Genomic DNA, 14,158 nt, shown 5'->3' with positions numbered 1-14,158 from the left:
TAAACGCACCAGCGCCCATGGTACTGTGTCTCAAGACACGGGAGAGTCGGTCGCCGCCAGACCTGCACAGAACAAGACAGCTCACCAATGAGCCGTTCCCTCTCAAACGATCAAACGTTGGCGCGGGGTGGAGCAGCCCGGTAGCTCGTCAGGCTCATAACCTGAAGGTCACAGGTTCAAATCCTGTCCCCGCAACCAAACTCAACAAAAAGCCCGCCCCGGTGAAATCCAGGGCGGGCTTTCGACGTTCACGCCTGCCCCAGGCCCAGGAAGGCGCGGGCCTCCGCCGGCGTGGCAACCCGACGGCCGTGCCGCCGTACGGTCTCCGCCGCCAGGGCGACGAGTTCGGCATTTCCGCTGGCGAGGCGCTCCCGGGTGATCCGGATGTTGTCCTCGAGGCCGGTCCGCACGGCATGCGCCCCGCGGGCAAGCGCCCAATCCATCACCTTCGCCTGATGCCGCCCGATCCCGGCCGCCGTCCAGGTCGCCCGGGGCAGGATGCGGCGCATCTCGCCGAGCATGAGGTCGAGGAGGTGCGGGTCCGCCGGCATGGCGTTTTTCACGCCCATGACGAACTGGACGTGCGGGCGGTCATCGATCAGCCCGGCCTCCACGAGACGCAGGGCGCCGTGAAGATGCGACAGGTCGAAGATCTCGATCTCGGGACGCACGCCGAACCGCTTCATCTGACCCGCGAGGTCCGTCACGAGGTTCGCGTGGTTCTCGTAGACGATGGTCGGAAAGTTCACCGACCCCGTGGAGAGCGAGGCCATGTCGGGACGATGCGACAGGGACAGGCCCCGGCTCGCCGGGTCGCGCCCCCGCCCGCCCGTGGAGAACTGGACCACAATACCCGGGCAGGCCCGGCGCAAGCCTTCCTGGACGGCGGCAAAGCGATCGGGATCCGAGGACGGCGTCTCGTCGTCGTTGCGCACATGGATATGCGCGAGGGTGGCCCCGGCGGCGTAGGCGGCCTGTGTCGAGGCGATCTGCTCCGCCACCGTGACCGGCAGCGCCGGGTTGTCGGATTTGCGGGGCACCGAGCCGGTGATCGCGACGGCGATGACGACGGGCTCGTTCATGAAACGTCCTCCTGTGCGGATGCGGCGATGGGCGCCCCTCCCCGCCCGGCATGGCCCGCGCGGGCGGCGACCGCAAGCGCGCCGCGCCGGGCGCGACAGGACCCTTTCCGGGCCCGTCCACCCGCCTTAAGACTGGCGTCCATGCACGACACGATCCTGATCCTGAACGGCCCGAACCTCAACCTTCTCGGCCAGCGCGAACCCCACATCTACGGGCACGAGACGCTGGCGGATGTGGAAGCCCGGTGTCGAACCCTGGCCGCCGGCTTCGGCCTCGCGGTCGCCTGTCACCAGAGCAATGCCGAGCACCAGCTCATCGACTGGATCCAGGCCTACCGGGTGGGCTCGGCCGGGATCGTGATCAATCCGGGTGCCTACACGCACACCTCGATCGCGATCCTCGATGCCCTGAACGCCTGCGAGGTGCCGATCATCGAGTGCCACATCTCGAACGTGCATCGGCGCGAGGCCTTCCGCCAGCACTCCTACGTCTCGCTCGCCGCAACCGCCGTGATGGCGGGCTTCGGCACCCATGGCTACGAACTCGCGGTTCGGCACATCGCCCTCCTGCGCGGCGCCTCCTAGACCTCAGGCGGCCCGGGTCCGCAGCCGGGCCAGGCTGTTCCAGGCCGGTGCCAGGAGGAAGCTCGTCACCGGGATCAGGGCCGCGCCGACCACGAGACCGACGAGGCCGGAGCCCGCCGCGGTGACGAGCCACTCGACCGTCCCGGCGAGGGGACCGGCGACGCCCGCCGCCCCGGCCGCCACGGCGTGGATGGCGTGGCCGATCTGGGGCAGGCCGTAGCCCTCGAGGCCGTGCACCAGGATGCCGCCGCCGACCCAGATCATCGCGGCGGTGCCGACGATGGCCAGGATCTTGAGAAAGCCCGGCATGCCCTTGACCAGGGCGCGGCCGAGGCCGCGCACGAGGCTGCCGAAGGCCGAGCGCGACCCGTTGGCGGCCATCGCGACCCCGGCATCGTCCGCCTTCACGATCAGGGCGACGCCGCCATAGACCGCGACGGTGATCCCCACCGCCACCACGGCGAGGACCGCCGCCCGCATCCAGATCGAGCCCTCGGGCAGGGCCGCGAGGGTGATGGCCATGATCTCGGCCGAGAGGATGAAGTCCGTCTTGATCGCACTGGAGACCTTCCGATCCTCCAGGGCCTGGGCATCGCCGGCCGCTTCGTCGCGCTTCGCCGCGTGGGCATGGGCCTTGTGCGGGAACAGCGCCTCGTAGACCTTCTCGGTGCCCTCGTAGCAGAGATAGGCCCCCCCGAGCATCAGCAGGGGCGTGATCGCCCAGGGCGCGAAGGCGCCGAGCGCCAGGGCGGCGGGCAGCAGGAACAGCAGCTTGTTGCGCAGGGAGCCCAGCGCGATGCGGCCGACGATGGGCAGTTCGCGCTCGGCGGCGAAGCCCACCACGTAGCGGGGCGTCACGGCGGCATCGTCGATGACGACGCCGGCCGCCTTCACGCCGGCGCGGCCCGCCTGGGCGGCGACATCGTCGAGGGAGGCCGCCGCCACCTTGGCGAGACCCGCGACGTCATCGAGAAGCGCGATCAGTCCGATGCTCACGGGAACCCCTGCCTGGCCGGCCACAGTCCCCGCGCCGGATGGCGCGGCGAGCTTGGCCTTTACAGGAGACGAACGAGGCGGCGATTTGATCCCGGAGCCGCGCCGATGACCGTCGGGACCTGGCGTCTCGCGCGATCAACGACGCGGGGTCGACCCTAGAACGGAATGTCGTCGTCGAGGTCGAAGTTCGGCTTCGAGCCGCCGCCACCGCCACCCGAGGCGGGTCGGCGCTCGCCGCCGCCCGAGGGGCGACCGCCGCCGTAATCCCCGCCGCGGTCGCCGCCGCGTCCGCCACCACCGCCGCCGAAATCGCCGCCACGGCTGATCTGACCGCCGCTCTCCTCGTCCATGCCCATTTCACCGCCGCCACTGCGGCCGTCGAGAAGGGTCAGCTCGCCCCGGAAGCGCTGGAGCACCACCTCGGTGGTGTACTTCTCGACGCCGGACTGGTCCGCCCATTTGCGGGTCTGGAGCTGTCCCTCGATGTAGACCTTCGAGCCCTTGCGCAGGTACTGTTCCGCCACGCGGGCGAGGTTCTCGTTGTAGATCACCACCGAGTGCCACTCGGTCTTTTCCTTGCGCTCGCCCGACATCTTGTCCTTCCAGGACTCCGATGTGGCGATGCGCAGGTTGACCACGGGATCACCGGAGGCGAGGCGCCGTGTCTCGGGGTCGCGCCCGAGATTGCCCACCAGGATCACCTTGTTCACGCTGCCGGCCATGCCGCTCTCTCCTACCGATCGATCTCACTGCGCGCTGCGGCCCCGAAAGACCGGGACGCCGCCCTGTCATGGGCCTCTCGGGCCCCGGCGGCAATCGCGGTCGGCGGGCTGTCCCCGTGACTCTCAGGGAATCGGGGGGATCTGTATGTTCTATCTCTGTTCTGTTCAGGGGGCAAGGCGCCTCGGAAGCGCGCCCTGCCCTTCGCTCAGCGGATGCGGACGATGAGCTTGCCGAAATTCCGACCCTGCAGCAGGCCCGCGAAGGCCTCCGGCGCGTTCTCCAGCCCGTCGACGATGTCCTCGCGATGGACCACGAGGCCGTCGCGCAGCCAGCCCCCGACTTCCTCCAGGAACGCCGTTTCCTGCGCGGCGAAGTCCCAGACGATGAAGCCCTGGAGGTGCAGGCGCTTCGACAGGATCGCGCGCATCAGCACCGGCACCCGGTCGGGGCCGGGCGGCAGCTCGGTGGCGTTGTAGCCGGAGACGAGGCCGCAGATCGGGATGCGGGCGAAGTTGTTCAGGAGCGGCAGCACCGCGTCGAACACAGCGCCGCCGACATTCTCGAAATAGACGTCGATGCCGTCGGGGCAGGCGGCGGCCAGCGCGTCGGGGAAGTTCTCGGCGCGGTGGTCGATGGCCGCGTCGAAGCCGAGGGTGTCGCGCAGGAAGGCGCATTTCTCGGGGCCGCCCGCGATGCCCACCGCCCGCGCGCCCCTGCGCTTGGCGATCTGCCCGACGAGGGAGCCCACCGGCCCGGTGGCCGCGGCCACCACCACGGTTTCGCCGGCTTTGGGCTTGCCGATATTGAGGAGCCCCGTATAGGCCGTCATGCCGGGCATGCCGAGGATGCCGAGGGCGGTGGTGACGGGTGCGGCGTCCGGATCAAGGCGACGCAGGCCGCGGCCGTCGGAGACGGCGAAGTCCTGCCAGCCGCCGAAGCCCACCACCGTTTCGCCGACGCGGTAATCGGGATGCTGGGACTCGACCACCTCCGCCACGGTGGCGCCCACCATGGTGTCGCCGATCGCCACCGGCTCGGCGTAGGATTTCGCCGCGCTCATGCGTCCGCGCATGTAGGGGTCGAGGGAAAGCCAGCGGTTGGCGAGCAGCACTTCGCCCGCCTTCGCCACCGGCATCCGCGCCTCCTCGAGCCGAAAATGCGAGGCGTTCGGCTCACCGTGCGGACGGGCGGCGAGGACGATGCGGCGATTCACGTGGGTCATGGGGCGGCTCCAGGGTTTTCGCGATGGGGTTCGCGAGAGGCGACGGGCGCGCCGTGGACGCGCCCGTCGGGAGATCTCCCGACAGATGGGACGGCGGCAGCCGATGACAATTCCGCGCGGGTCGGGCGACGGGTCCGGCGGCCCCTCCGCGCGTTGTCCGGGCGAGGCGACCGGCACAGGAGGGATCAGGATGGCACGCGGATGGCGAACGATCGGGGCGATGCTGCTCGGCGTCACGGCGGCCCAGGCGGCGGAGAACCCGCTGGCGCGCGAGCGCTGGACGTCCCGGGTTCTGGTGATCTCCGCGCCCGAGCCCGGCGATCCCCGGGTCACGGCCCAGCGCGCCGCGCTCGAGACAGCCCGAGCCGGCATGACGGAGCGCGATCTCGTGATCCGCGAGGCGTTCGGCGACACGAGCGAGGCACGGCGCCTGCGGGCGGTCCTCGGGCTCCCCGCGGACGGGTTTCGCGTGGTGCTGGTGGGCAAGGACGGCGAGGCCAAGCGGACCGCGACGGCGCCGATCCCGGCGGACGCGCTGTTCGAGACCATCGACGCGATGCCGATGCGCCGGGAGGAGAGGCGTCGCTGAGGCGCGGACCAGCGGCCAACGAAAAGGGGCCGCACGCGGCGGCCCCTCGAAAAACGCCGATCAGGCGATCCGATCAGTAGCAGCGCTCGACCAGCACCCGGCGGTAGCCGTAGGGGGTCCAGCGCACGCGCGGGACCGTGTAGCAGCCGCCGCCGTAGCCGTAATCGTAGGCGCCGTAGCCCACCGGGGCGTAGCCGTAGCCGTAGCCGTAGCCCGGGCCGTAGCCTCCGTAGAGACCTCCCGCCGCCAGGCCGAGGCCGACGCCGAGACCCAGGCCGCCGAGCCCGTAGCCGTAGCCGCGCCCGTAGCCGCGCCCGTAATATCCGCCGCGGTAGCCACCGAAGCCACCGCGATAGCCGCCGAAGCCGCCGCGATAGCCGAAGCCGGCATGGCGGAAGCCGCCGCCGCCGAAGCCACCCCGGAATCCACCGCCACCGAAGCCACCCCGGAATCCACCGCCACCGAAGCCGCCCCGGAAGCCGCCGCCTCCGAATCCGCCGCCGTGGAAGCCGCCACCGTGGAAACCGCCGCCACCGAACCCGCCGCGCGCTTCCGCGGTGGCGGGAATCATCGCGAGCGCGCCGATCATGGCCGCCGAGGCCAGAACAACTCGTTTCATCACATCGTCTCCGAAAGAAGCCGAAACGTCCCCTTGGACGCACAAACGCGGTGGCACCCGGAAGGGTTCATGCGCGTTTCGACTCTCCCGTCATCGTGAAGCGCGCCGAGCCCTGCCCGGCCCCGGTGGTCGCCCCGGACATCGGGCCGCCCTTGAAATCGCCCGGGGTTTCGGGCGAGGAAGCGGGGCCGGCCGCCACGATCCTCCGGCGGGCGCGGTCGAGGGGGATGCGGGTGACCATGGTGCAGGATGTCGTGCGGGCTCGCGTTCGGATACGCCGTTTCCCGGTCCCCGCCCTTCTGCGCGCCGCCCTCCTGAGCGCCGCCTGCCTCGCCCTCGGCGGTCCGGCCAGGGCCGCGCCGGCGGCCGCCCCTGCCCCCGCGCCCTGCCGGGCCGTCCAGGCGGAGGGCGAGGCCTACACCGTCTGCACGGTCGACCTGCGCCGCGAGCGGGTGCGGCTGTTCTGGCTCGGGGCCGATGGCCTGCCCTATTCCTCGCTCTCGACCCTGGCGGAGAAGCAGGGGGCGTCCCTGCGCTTTGCCATGAATGCCGGCATGTACGACAAGGGCCAGGCCCCGGTCGGGCTCTACATCGAGGACGGGCGCGAGCTGAAGGGCGTTTCCACCGCCAACGGGCCGGGCAACTTTCACCTGAAGCCGAACGGCATCTTCTGGGTGAAGGGCGAGCGTGCCGGCGTGATGGAGACGGGCCGCTACCTGCGCAGCGCCCCGAAGCCGGATTTCGCCACGCAGTCGGGGCCGATGCTCGTCGTGGACGGGCATATCCACCCCAAGATCTCCGCGGACGGCCCGAGCCAGAAGATCCGCAACGGGGTCGGGGTCCGCGACGACGGCCGCACCGCCGTGTTCGCGATCTCGGAGCGGCCGGTGAGCTTCGGCGCCTTCGCGCGCCTGTACAAGGACACCCTCGGCTGCCGCAACGCGCTCTTCCTCGACGGCAGCGTGTCGAGCCTCTACGCCCCGTCGATGAACCGCTCGGATCTCAGCCGCCCCCTCGGCCCGATGGTTGGGGCGGTGGCGCGCTGACGGCGCGGCCGCTCAGGCATCGTCCTCGCGGCCGAAGACCTCGCCCTCCTCCGCCAGCCGCGCATCGGCCTCGTCGCTGCGGAGGATCTGCAGGGCGCGGTACTGCTGGAGCAGGCCGCGCAGGCGGATGTTGGCCTCGGTGCAGTCGGCGGGCTCCGGGCTGTCCGCCCCGCAGCCCGCGATGGTCTCGGCCGTCTGCCGGTCCACGGCGGCGCGGTCGGCCGCGCTCAGGGCTTCGAGGTCGCCGAGGCCGAGTTCCAGCGCGATCAGCTCGGCGATCTCGCGCCGCTTCTCCTCGATCTCGGACATGTTCCCTCCGGGTCCGGTACCGCCCCGTCTACAGAACGGTCAGCGCCGCAAGGTCGATCCAGGCTTGCCTCTCGTCGCCGTCGACGTCGCCGTCGACGAACCAGCGGCAGAGCGCCCGGTCCCCTTCCAGGGCTACCACCGTCATGGTGGCCTCGTTGTCCTCGGATGCGACGTAGTCGCCGACCTTGATCGCCACGGACTGCCTCTTCGCCTCGCTGCTGCTGAACCTTACGCGGGCTGGCCTGGGTCTCAGGCGCGCTTCGCGCAAGCCCGGGTCTCAGGCGCGTTTCGCGCGCTTGCCGAACGCCACGGACAAGCGGGCGCGTACGCCCTCCGGGATCTCCGTGCGGGACTCGATGCGGACGGACGGCATCTCGGCCCCGATGGTGCTGCGCGGGTCGAAAGCGAACTGCAGGTGGCGCAGGCCGAGTTCGAGCCGGGTGACGCCGTCCGACTGGGTCAGGTCCTCGCCGAAGACCTCGATCAGCGGCCCGTCGGGATCGCCCTTCTCGATCTGGATGATGAAGTAGCCCGCCGGCTCCTCCTCGTCGTCGGCCCCCGAGATCAGGGTGATGCCGTTCTCGATGTCGAGGCGGACTCGTTCCACCGCGAAGGTCGTGACGTCGTCGTCGTCCATGCTGCGTGATCTCTCGGGAAACGCCCGCTTCGGCGGGGTGACTGAAGGAAAGCGGTCGGGGCCTTTGAGGTTTCGCGGGGGCCCGCTCAGCGCTGTCCGTGCTGGGTATCGGTGAAGAGGTCCTTGAACTGGCGCGGCTGCGAACGCCAGTACTGCCGCGGCGCGCGCACCTGCGCGCCGAGTTCGGCCGCCGCGTGCCAGGGCCAGCGCGGGTTGTAGAGCAGGGCGCGCGCCAGGGAGACCGCGTCGGCCCGGCCCTCGGCCAGGATCGATTCCGCGTGGGCGGCCTCGGTGATGAGCCCGACCGCGATGGTGGTGAGGCCGGTCTCGGTCTTGATCCGCTCGGCGAACGGAACCTGATAGCCGGCCGAGAGCGGGATTTTCTGCTGCGTGGAGAGGCCCCCGGTGGAGACGTGGATCGCGGCCGCACCCCGGCGCTTCAAGGCGTGGGCGAGTTCCACCGTCTCCTCAAGGGTCCAGCCCTCCTCGACCCAGTCGGTGGCCGAGACCCGCATCCAGACCGGCTTGCCCGCCGGCACGGCCTCCCGCACCGCCTCGAAGCATTCGAGCGGGAACCGCATCCGGTTGGCGAGGGGGCCGCCATACTGGTCGGTGCGCTGGTTGGAGAGCGGCGACAGGAACTGGTGCAGCAGGTAGCCGTGCGCCCCGTGAAGCTCGAAGCCTTCGATGCCCAGGCGCAGGGCCCGGCGCGCGGTGGCGACGAAGCCGTCGCGGATGCGCTTCAGCCCTTCCGAATCGAGGGCGTGCGGCGCCACCTCGCCTTCCCCGTGCGCCATTGCCGAGGGGGCTTCCGTGCGCCAGCCATCCGGTGCCTCGGGGTCGATCTGCGCGCCGCCGTCCCAGGGGGCGCGGCTGGAGGCCTTGCGGCCCGCATGGTTGATCTGGATGGCGATCGGCACCGGCGCGTAGCCTCGCACCGCGTCGAGGACGCGGCCCAGCGCCCGCTCGGTCTCGTCGGAATAGAGCCCGAGGTCGGTGGGCGAGATCCGGGCCTCCGGCGAGATCGCGGTCGCCTCCAGGGTGAGGAGCCCCGCCCCCGACATCGCCATCTGAGCGAGATGCATCAGGTGCCAGTCGCCGGCCTGGCCCGCATGGGCCGAGTACTGGCACATCGGCGCGACGATGATCCGGTTCTCGAGGGTGAGGTTGTCGAGGCGCAGGGGCTCGAACAGGCGGGCGGTCATACGGGGCTCCGGCTTGGCTGCATCCCCGCATAGGTGGCGCGCCGGCGCGCGCTTGGCTACCCGCCCGCCCGACTACCCGGCCCCGATCCCCCGGTCCTTCAGGCTGGCGCCGATCTCGTCGAGCACGCCGGCATCGTCGATGGTCGGCGGGGTGGTCCAGGGCTCGCCGTCGGCGATGCGCTTCATGGTCCCGCGCAGGATCTTGCCCGAGCGGGTCTTGGGCAGCCGCTGCACGGTGAGCGCCAGCTTGAAGGCCGCGACGGGGCCGATCTGCGCGCGGACCAGGGCCACGAGCTCGCCCTCGATCGCCTGGGTCGGGCGCGCGACGCCCGATTTCAGCACGACGAAGCCGCAGGGCTGCTCGCCCTTCAGGGCGTCGCGGATGCCGATCACCGCGCATTCGGCCACGTCCGGATGGCTCGCCAGCACCGCCTCCATGCCGCCGGTGGAGAGCCGGTGCCCGGCGACGTTGATGATGTCGTCGGTGCGGCCGAGCACCGTGACGTAGCCGTCGGCATCGACGATGCCGGCATCCGAGGTGTCGTACCAGCCCGGATACGTGGCGAGGTAGCTCGCGCGGAAGCGTGCCTCCGAGCCCCAGAGGGTCGGCAGGCAGCCCGGCGGCAGGGGTAGCCGCAGGACGATGGTGCCCATCGTGCCGGCGGGCACCGGCTTGCCGGCCTCGTCCAGCACCGCGAGGTCGTAGCCCGGCATCGGCACGCCGGCGCTGCCGTGCTTGACCGGCAGCCGGCCGAGGCCGACGGGATTGCCCGCGATGGCCCAGCCGGTCTCGGTCTGCCACCAGTGGTCGATCACCGGGCGGCCGAGGGCCCGCTCGGCCCAGGCCACGGAATCGGGGTCGGCCCGCTCGCCGGCCAGGAACAGGGAGCGGAAGCCCGAGAGGTCGTAGGCGCCCACCCGCTCGGCGCGCGGGTCCTCCTTCTTGATGGCGCGGAGCGCCGTCGGGGCCGTGAACAGGCAAGCGGCGCCGGACTCCGAAACCACCCGCCAGAGGGCTCCGGCATCGGGCGTGCCCACAGGCTTGCCCTCGTACAGCACCGTGGTGCAGCCGTGCAGGAGGGGCGCGTAGACGATGTAGGAATGGCCCACCACCCAGCCGATGTCGGAGGCGCAGAAGTAGGTCTCGCCCGGCGCCACGGCGTAGAGGTTGGGCATCGACCAGGCCAGCGCCACGCAGTACCCGCCGGTGTCCCGCACCACGCCCTTGGGTTTTCCCGTCGTGCCGGAGGTGTAGAGGATGTAGAGCGGGTCGGTGGCCGCGACGTCCACGCAGGCCGCCCGCCGGCCGTCGGTCTCCGCCCGTGCCACCGTATCGGCCCAGTCGTGGTCGCGCCCCGGCACGAGGTCGGCCGCCGCCTGCGGGCGCTGCAGGATCAGGCAGGCCGCCGGCTTGTGCGCCGAGGCGGCGAGGGCGGCGTCGAGGAGCGGCTTGTAGGCGACGACGCGGCTCGGCTCGATGCCGCAGGAGGCGGCCAGCACCACCTTCGGTGCGGCGTCCTCGATGCGGATCGCCAGTTCGTTGGCGGCGAAGCCACCGAAGACCACGGAATGGACGGCGCCGAGGCGGGCGCAGGCGAGCATGCCGAACAGGGCCTCGGGCACCATCGGCATGTAGATCACGACGCGGTCGCCCCGGCCGACCCCGAGGTCGCGGAGCACCCCGGCGAGCACGGCCACCGCATCGCGCAGGTCCGCGTAGGTGATTCGGCGCTGGGTGCCGGTGACGGGCGAATCGTACAGGATCGCGGCCTGGTCGCCGCGCCCGGCCGTGACGTGCCGGTCCACGGCGTTGTGGCAGGCGTTCAGGGTCGCGTCGGGAAACCAGCGGCCATAGGCGCCGAGCGTCGCGTCGAAGGCCCGGGTCGGCGGGCTCGCCCAGTCGATCGCCCGGGCCGCCTCGAGCCAGAAGGCCTCGGGGTCGGCCAGCGAGGCGGCGTGGGTCTCGGCATAGCGGCCGGGCCGCGGATTCGGGGCGTGGGGCGTGGCGTCCATGGCGTGTCCTCGCGGAACCGGTCGTACTGCCGGTTTCTCGGCACTCTACCGGAATTTACGCCGCCGGACTGCTGCGCCATCCTGCCGAACGGATCGAGGCGCAGGCTTTTGCTTCCGCGCTTCGCGAGACGAAGCCGGCGGACTTGAAAACCGCCGCCCTGGGGACCGGCGGCGCGAAGCCGGCGGACACGAAAACCGCCGCCCCGGGGACCGGCGGCGCGAAGACACCGGACACGAAAACCGCCGCCCCGGGGACCGGCGGCGCGAAGTCGGCGGACACGAAAACCGCCGCCCTGGGGACCAGCGGCGCCAAGACACCGGACACGAAAACCGCCGCCCTGGGGACCAGCGGCGGCGGCGAACGCTCGAGAGATGAGGCGGTGGGGGTGAGACGGCCGCTAATGCAGCTGGTCGGTTTCGCTTCGCAGGCGGTTCATCTCGTCCTTGAGGTGGAGCTTGCGTCTCTTGAGCTCTGCGATGCGCAGGTCGTTCGCCGAGGGTCGGATGGTGGCGTCGTGGATCTCCCGCTCGAGGGCTTCGTGCTTGCGGGCGAGCTGGGTCAGGTGCGTCTGCAGTGACATGAGCTGTGTCTCCTGTCTCGTTTCGACGGGGCCAGACTGGCATATGATCAGCCGGCTGTCGAAGCCTATCGACGGCTCGGCTTGACGGATGTTTGTGCAGGCGGATGGTTGTGCAGGAGGCGCGGCGGGTTCTTGCCCAGGCCGAGCGGCTGACGCATGGTCTGCGGCGAAAGCGTCCCGGGGCATCAGGTGCGATGGCGGTCCAGTTCGATAACGATGCGTCGGTGGAACCCGCCGACGAGTTGGCGCGGCTGAAGCAGGAACACCGCGACCTCGACGGCGCGATCGATGCCCTCGAGGTCGGGGTGGTGGCCGACCAGCTGCAGATCCAGCGCCTGAAGAAGCGCAAGCTCTTCCTGCGCGACCGGATCTCGTATCTCGAGGACCAGATCACCCCCGACATCATCGCCTGACCGGGCCCCCGGCGGGCGGGTGTCCGGGCGGGTGCCGCCTTGCGGGCACGCCACCGCTTTTGTATTCGGCGTTCCCAAGGGCCGCGTCGCGTCGCACGGCCCGTCTTACCACCTGATCGCGAAGGGATCTGACGACCATGGCGGGAGCCTCCCCGGTCGCGATCATCATGGGCAGCCAGTCGGACTGGGCGACCATGCGGCATGCCGCCGAGACGCTGGATGCGCTCGGCGTCGCCCATGACGACCGCATCGTCTCGGCCCATCGCACGCCCGACCGCCTTGTTGCCTTCGCCAAGGGCGCCAAGGCCGAAGGATTCCAGGTGGTGATCGCGGGCGCCGGCGGCGCGGCCCACCTGCCGGGCATGACCGCGGCGATGACCCCCCTCCCCGTCCTCGGCGTGCCGGTGGAATCGAAGGCCTTGTCGGGACAGGACAGCCTGCTCTCCATCGTGCAGATGCCCGCCGGCATCCCGGTGGGCACCCTGGCGATCGGCCGGGCGGGCGCCGTCAACGCGGCGCTGCTCGCCGCCGCCATCCTCGCCCTCACCGATGCGGGCCTCGCCGCGCGTCTCGAAGCCTGGCGCGCCGCGCAGACCGCGAGCGTCGCCGAGACCCCGCAGAGCGACCAGCCGTAAACTCCCATCTGCCGTGAACCGGAACCTGCCTTGAAAAGCGAATCGCCGTGACCGCCCTCCCCGACATCCGCCCCGGCGCGACCCTCGGCATCGTGGGCGGCGGCCAGCTCGGCCGCATGATCGCCCTCGCGGCCGCCGGTTACGGCCTGCGGGTCCACGTCTTCGCGCCCGATGCCGACAGCCCGGCCTTCGACGTCTCGGCCGAGGCCACCATCGCGGCCTACGACGACGTCGCGGCCCTGGCGCGCTTCGCAGCGAGCGTCGACGTGGTCACCTACGAGTTCGAGAACATCCCGGCGCAGGCCGCCGAGGCCCTGGCCGCGAAGGCGCCGTTGCACCCGAACGCCGCAGCACTCGCCACGACCCAGGACCGGCTGACCGAGAAGCGCTTCATCAACGACCTCGGCATCGAGACCGCGCCGTTCCGGGCCGTCGACACGGCCGAGGACCTGACCCGGGCGCTCGAAGAGATCGGCCGCCCGGCGGTGCTGAAGACCCGCCGCTTCGGCTATGACGGCAAGGGCCAGCGCATGATCCGGGCCGAGGGGCCGGTCGACGCCGCCGCCATCCTGGCCGAGTTCAACGGCGCGCCCTGCATCCTGGAAGGCTTCGTGCCGTTCGAGGCGGAGGTGTCGGTGGTGGCCGCCCGCGGCGCCGACGGGGCCTTCGCGGCCTACGACCCCTGCGCCAACGAGCACCGCGACCACATCCTCGCCGTCACCCGCGTGCCCGCCCCGGGCATCGCGCCGCAGACCGAGGCCGCCGCCATCGGCATCGCCCGCCGCATCGCCGAGGCGCTGGACTATGTCGGCGTGCTCGCCGTCGAGATGTTCCTGGTGCCCCAGGCGGACGGCCCGGCCCGGGTCGTGGTCAACGAGATCGCCCCGCGGGTCCACAATTCCGGCCACTGGACCATCGAGGGCGCGACGACCTCACAGTTCGCCCAGCACGTCCGGGCGGTCTGCGGCTGGCCGCTCGGCGATTCGGCCCGGGTCGGCGGCATGGCGGTGGAGATGCACAACCTGATCGGCGGCGACGTGGACGACTGGGCCGCGATCCTCGCCCGGCCGGGGAGCCAGCTCCACCTCTACGGCAAGGGCGAGGCCCGGCCGGGCCGCAAGATGGGCCACGTCACCCAGTTGCTGCCAAAACCCTGAGACGCCGCCCGAACCGCGGCCCGATTGCGACACCCACCCGGCAACCGACGGTCCCGCCGGCCGTTTGGAGCCGTTTCGTGCAGGCGCGCGCGGCAAGCCATACCTTCGCCACATCCGACCGCTTGAGCGGAACCCGTCGCCGACCTTAAGCGCGCATTCACCGCGATGCGGGAGGGTGCGGGCGCAACCGGCCCCGTCCATGCGGGGCTCGGCACGGGACGCAATCGAATCGGGGGCGGGGGGGGGGGGGGGGGGGGGGGGGGGGGGGGGGGGGCGCGGGGGGGGGGGCGGCGGGCGGGGGGCGCGGGGGGGGGGGGGGGGGCGCGGCGCGCGGCCGCCGCGCGGG

General features: G+C 71.5%; 18 protein-coding genes and 1 tRNA gene. 7 read left to right on the top strand and 12 right to left on the bottom strand.

The window, feature by feature from the left end; translation table 11 throughout:
- Positions 1-121 precede the first annotated feature (121 nt).
- Positions 122-198 (top strand) — tRNA-Met (locus AC6EUL_RS22030).
- A gap of 50 nt (positions 199-248) precedes the next feature.
- Here AC6EUL_RS22030 and AC6EUL_RS22025 read toward each other — a convergent pair.
- Positions 249-1,082, bottom strand: a complete 834-nt coding sequence (locus AC6EUL_RS22025) for a 3-oxoadipate:acetyl-CoA acetyltransferase (RefSeq protein WP_056221756.1) — start codon at positions 1,080-1,082, stop codon at positions 249-251.
- A 141-nt stretch (positions 1,083-1,223) separates the two neighbouring features.
- Between AC6EUL_RS22025 and aroQ the strand changes: the two genes are divergently transcribed.
- The gene (aroQ, locus tag AC6EUL_RS22020; RefSeq protein WP_499872703.1) at positions 1,224-1,667 is read left to right on the top strand and encodes a type II 3-dehydroquinate dehydratase; all 444 of its coding nucleotides are present in this window, start codon (positions 1,224-1,226) and stop codon (positions 1,665-1,667) included.
- A gap of 3 nt (positions 1,668-1,670) precedes the next feature.
- Here the strand turns inward: aroQ and AC6EUL_RS22015 are convergent, their stop codons facing one another.
- The 3 genes from AC6EUL_RS22015 to curA all read right to left on the bottom strand — a co-directional run bounded on the left by AC6EUL_RS22015 (position 1,671) and on the right by curA (position 4,608).
- A complete protein-coding gene (locus tag AC6EUL_RS22015) occupies positions 1,671-2,663 on the bottom strand; it encodes a DUF808 domain-containing protein (RefSeq protein WP_056273968.1) in 993 nt (330 codons plus the stop codon).
- A 155-nt stretch (positions 2,664-2,818) separates the two neighbouring features.
- Positions 2,819-3,385: a single-stranded DNA-binding protein gene (ssb, locus tag AC6EUL_RS22010; protein WP_056221747.1), complete on the bottom strand. Its 567-nt coding sequence runs from the start codon at positions 3,383-3,385 to the stop codon at positions 2,819-2,821.
- Positions 3,386-3,591: 206 nt separating this feature from the next.
- Entirely contained in the window at positions 3,592-4,608 is a 1,017-nt protein-coding gene (gene curA / locus AC6EUL_RS22005) for an NADPH-dependent curcumin/dihydrocurcumin reductase (RefSeq protein ID WP_499872700.1), read from the bottom strand.
- 190 nt (positions 4,609-4,798) lie between these two features.
- On the opposite strand from curA, the gene AC6EUL_RS22000 reads away from it, so the two are divergent.
- The gene (locus AC6EUL_RS22000; RefSeq protein WP_499872698.1) at positions 4,799-5,197 is read left to right on the top strand and encodes a DUF4174 domain-containing protein; all 399 of its coding nucleotides are present in this window, start codon (positions 4,799-4,801) and stop codon (positions 5,195-5,197) included.
- Between the two features lie 73 nt (positions 5,198-5,270).
- On the opposite strand, the gene AC6EUL_RS21995 is transcribed toward AC6EUL_RS22000, so the two are convergent.
- Together AC6EUL_RS21995 and AC6EUL_RS21990 are read right to left on the bottom strand one after the other, a co-directional pair.
- On the bottom strand, positions 5,271-5,816 hold the full coding sequence (locus AC6EUL_RS21995; protein WP_499872696.1) for a hypothetical protein: 546 nt from the start codon (positions 5,814-5,816) through the stop codon (positions 5,271-5,273).
- A 67-nt stretch (positions 5,817-5,883) separates the two neighbouring features.
- Positions 5,884-6,057 (bottom strand): hypothetical protein, encoded by a 174-nt coding sequence (locus AC6EUL_RS21990; protein WP_156394304.1) that lies wholly within the window; start codon positions 6,055-6,057, stop codon positions 5,884-5,886.
- Here AC6EUL_RS21990 and AC6EUL_RS21985 point away from each other — a divergent pair.
- Positions 6,056-6,862, top strand: coding sequence for a phosphodiester glycosidase family protein (locus AC6EUL_RS21985; protein ID WP_056221731.1), 807 nt, complete (start codon positions 6,056-6,058; stop codon positions 6,860-6,862). The genes AC6EUL_RS21990 and AC6EUL_RS21985 overlap by 2 nt on opposite strands.
- Positions 6,863-6,874: 12 nt before the next feature.
- On the opposite strand, the gene AC6EUL_RS21980 is transcribed toward AC6EUL_RS21985, so the two are convergent.
- From AC6EUL_RS21980 to AC6EUL_RS21955, 6 genes are all read right to left on the bottom strand, one after another.
- On the bottom strand, positions 6,875-7,171 hold the full coding sequence (locus AC6EUL_RS21980; protein ID WP_056221728.1) for a hypothetical protein: 297 nt from the start codon (positions 7,169-7,171) through the stop codon (positions 6,875-6,877).
- Positions 7,172-7,199: 28 nt separating this feature from the next.
- Complete coding sequence (locus tag AC6EUL_RS21975) at positions 7,200-7,367, bottom strand: hypothetical protein (protein WP_200917522.1); 168 nt, start codon at positions 7,365-7,367, stop codon at positions 7,200-7,202.
- Between the two features lie 81 nt (positions 7,368-7,448).
- On the bottom strand, positions 7,449-7,808 hold the full coding sequence (locus AC6EUL_RS21970) for a hypothetical protein (RefSeq protein ID WP_056221724.1): 360 nt from the start codon (positions 7,806-7,808) through the stop codon (positions 7,449-7,451).
- 86 nt (positions 7,809-7,894) lie between these two features.
- Positions 7,895-9,013, bottom strand: a complete 1,119-nt coding sequence (locus AC6EUL_RS21965) for an NADH:flavin oxidoreductase/NADH oxidase (protein WP_499872691.1) — start codon at positions 9,011-9,013, stop codon at positions 7,895-7,897.
- Positions 9,014-9,085: 72 nt separating this feature from the next.
- Positions 9,086-11,026, bottom strand: coding sequence for a propionyl-CoA synthetase (locus tag AC6EUL_RS21960; protein ID WP_056350246.1), 1,941 nt, complete (start codon positions 11,024-11,026; stop codon positions 9,086-9,088).
- 398 nt (positions 11,027-11,424) lie between these two features.
- Entirely contained in the window at positions 11,425-11,607 is a 183-nt protein-coding gene (locus AC6EUL_RS21955; RefSeq protein ID WP_056221710.1) for a YdcH family protein, read from the bottom strand.
- A 194-nt stretch (positions 11,608-11,801) separates the two neighbouring features.
- On the opposite strand from AC6EUL_RS21955, the gene AC6EUL_RS21950 reads away from it, so the two are divergent.
- The 3 genes from AC6EUL_RS21950 (at position 11,802) to AC6EUL_RS21940 (ending at position 13,812) form a co-directional block, all read left to right on the top strand.
- On the top strand, positions 11,802-12,020 hold the full coding sequence (locus AC6EUL_RS21950) for a YdcH family protein (protein ID WP_056221707.1): 219 nt from the start codon (positions 11,802-11,804) through the stop codon (positions 12,018-12,020).
- 137 nt (positions 12,021-12,157) lie between these two features.
- Positions 12,158-12,655, top strand: coding sequence for a 5-(carboxyamino)imidazole ribonucleotide mutase (gene purE, locus AC6EUL_RS21945; protein WP_056221704.1), 498 nt, complete (start codon positions 12,158-12,160; stop codon positions 12,653-12,655).
- A 47-nt stretch (positions 12,656-12,702) separates the two neighbouring features.
- Entirely contained in the window at positions 12,703-13,812 is a 1,110-nt protein-coding gene (locus AC6EUL_RS21940; protein WP_082504660.1) for a 5-(carboxyamino)imidazole ribonucleotide synthase, read from the top strand.
- Positions 13,813-14,158: the final 346 nt, after the last annotated feature.

The sequence above is a fragment of the Methylobacterium sp. 001424705 genome, from assembly GCF_059816145.1.
This window is presented reverse-complemented; position numbering and strand designations above follow the sequence as displayed.

Excerpts from the sequence above, each read along its gene's own strand:
- AC6EUL_RS22025 (WP_056221756.1), bottom strand. The coding sequence starts at position 1,082 with ATGAACGAGCCCGTCGTCATCGCCGTCGCGATCACCGGCTCGGTGCCC.
- aroQ (WP_499872703.1), top strand. The coding sequence starts at position 1,224 with ATGCACGACACGATCCTGATCCTGAACGGCCCGAACCTCAACCTTCTC.
- ssb (WP_056221747.1), bottom strand. The coding sequence starts at position 3,385 with ATGGCCGGCAGCGTGAACAAGGTGATCCTGGTGGGCAATCTCGGGCGC.
- curA (WP_499872700.1), bottom strand. The coding sequence starts at position 4,608 with ATGACCCACGTGAATCGCCGCATCGTCCTCGCCGCCCGTCCGCACGGT.
- AC6EUL_RS22000 (WP_499872698.1), top strand. The coding sequence starts at position 4,799 with ATGGCACGCGGATGGCGAACGATCGGGGCGATGCTGCTCGGCGTCACG.
- AC6EUL_RS21995 (WP_499872696.1), bottom strand. The coding sequence starts at position 5,816 with ATGAAACGAGTTGTTCTGGCCTCGGCGGCCATGATCGGCGCGCTCGCG.
- AC6EUL_RS21985 (WP_056221731.1), top strand. The coding sequence starts at position 6,056 with ATGGTGCAGGATGTCGTGCGGGCTCGCGTTCGGATACGCCGTTTCCCG.
- AC6EUL_RS21990 (WP_156394304.1), bottom strand. The coding sequence starts at position 6,057 with ATGGTCACCCGCATCCCCCTCGACCGCGCCCGCCGGAGGATCGTGGCG.
- AC6EUL_RS21980 (WP_056221728.1), bottom strand. The coding sequence starts at position 7,171 with ATGTCCGAGATCGAGGAGAAGCGGCGCGAGATCGCCGAGCTGATCGCG.
- AC6EUL_RS21970 (WP_056221724.1), bottom strand. The coding sequence starts at position 7,808 with ATGGACGACGACGACGTCACGACCTTCGCGGTGGAACGAGTCCGCCTC.
- AC6EUL_RS21965 (WP_499872691.1), bottom strand. The coding sequence starts at position 9,013 with ATGACCGCCCGCCTGTTCGAGCCCCTGCGCCTCGACAACCTCACCCTC.
- AC6EUL_RS21960 (WP_056350246.1), bottom strand. The coding sequence starts at position 11,026 with ATGGACGCCACGCCCCACGCCCCGAATCCGCGGCCCGGCCGCTATGCC.
- AC6EUL_RS21955 (WP_056221710.1), bottom strand. The coding sequence starts at position 11,607 with ATGTCACTGCAGACGCACCTGACCCAGCTCGCCCGCAAGCACGAAGCC.
- AC6EUL_RS21950 (WP_056221707.1), top strand. The coding sequence starts at position 11,802 with ATGGCGGTCCAGTTCGATAACGATGCGTCGGTGGAACCCGCCGACGAG.
- purE (WP_056221704.1), top strand. The coding sequence starts at position 12,158 with ATGGCGGGAGCCTCCCCGGTCGCGATCATCATGGGCAGCCAGTCGGAC.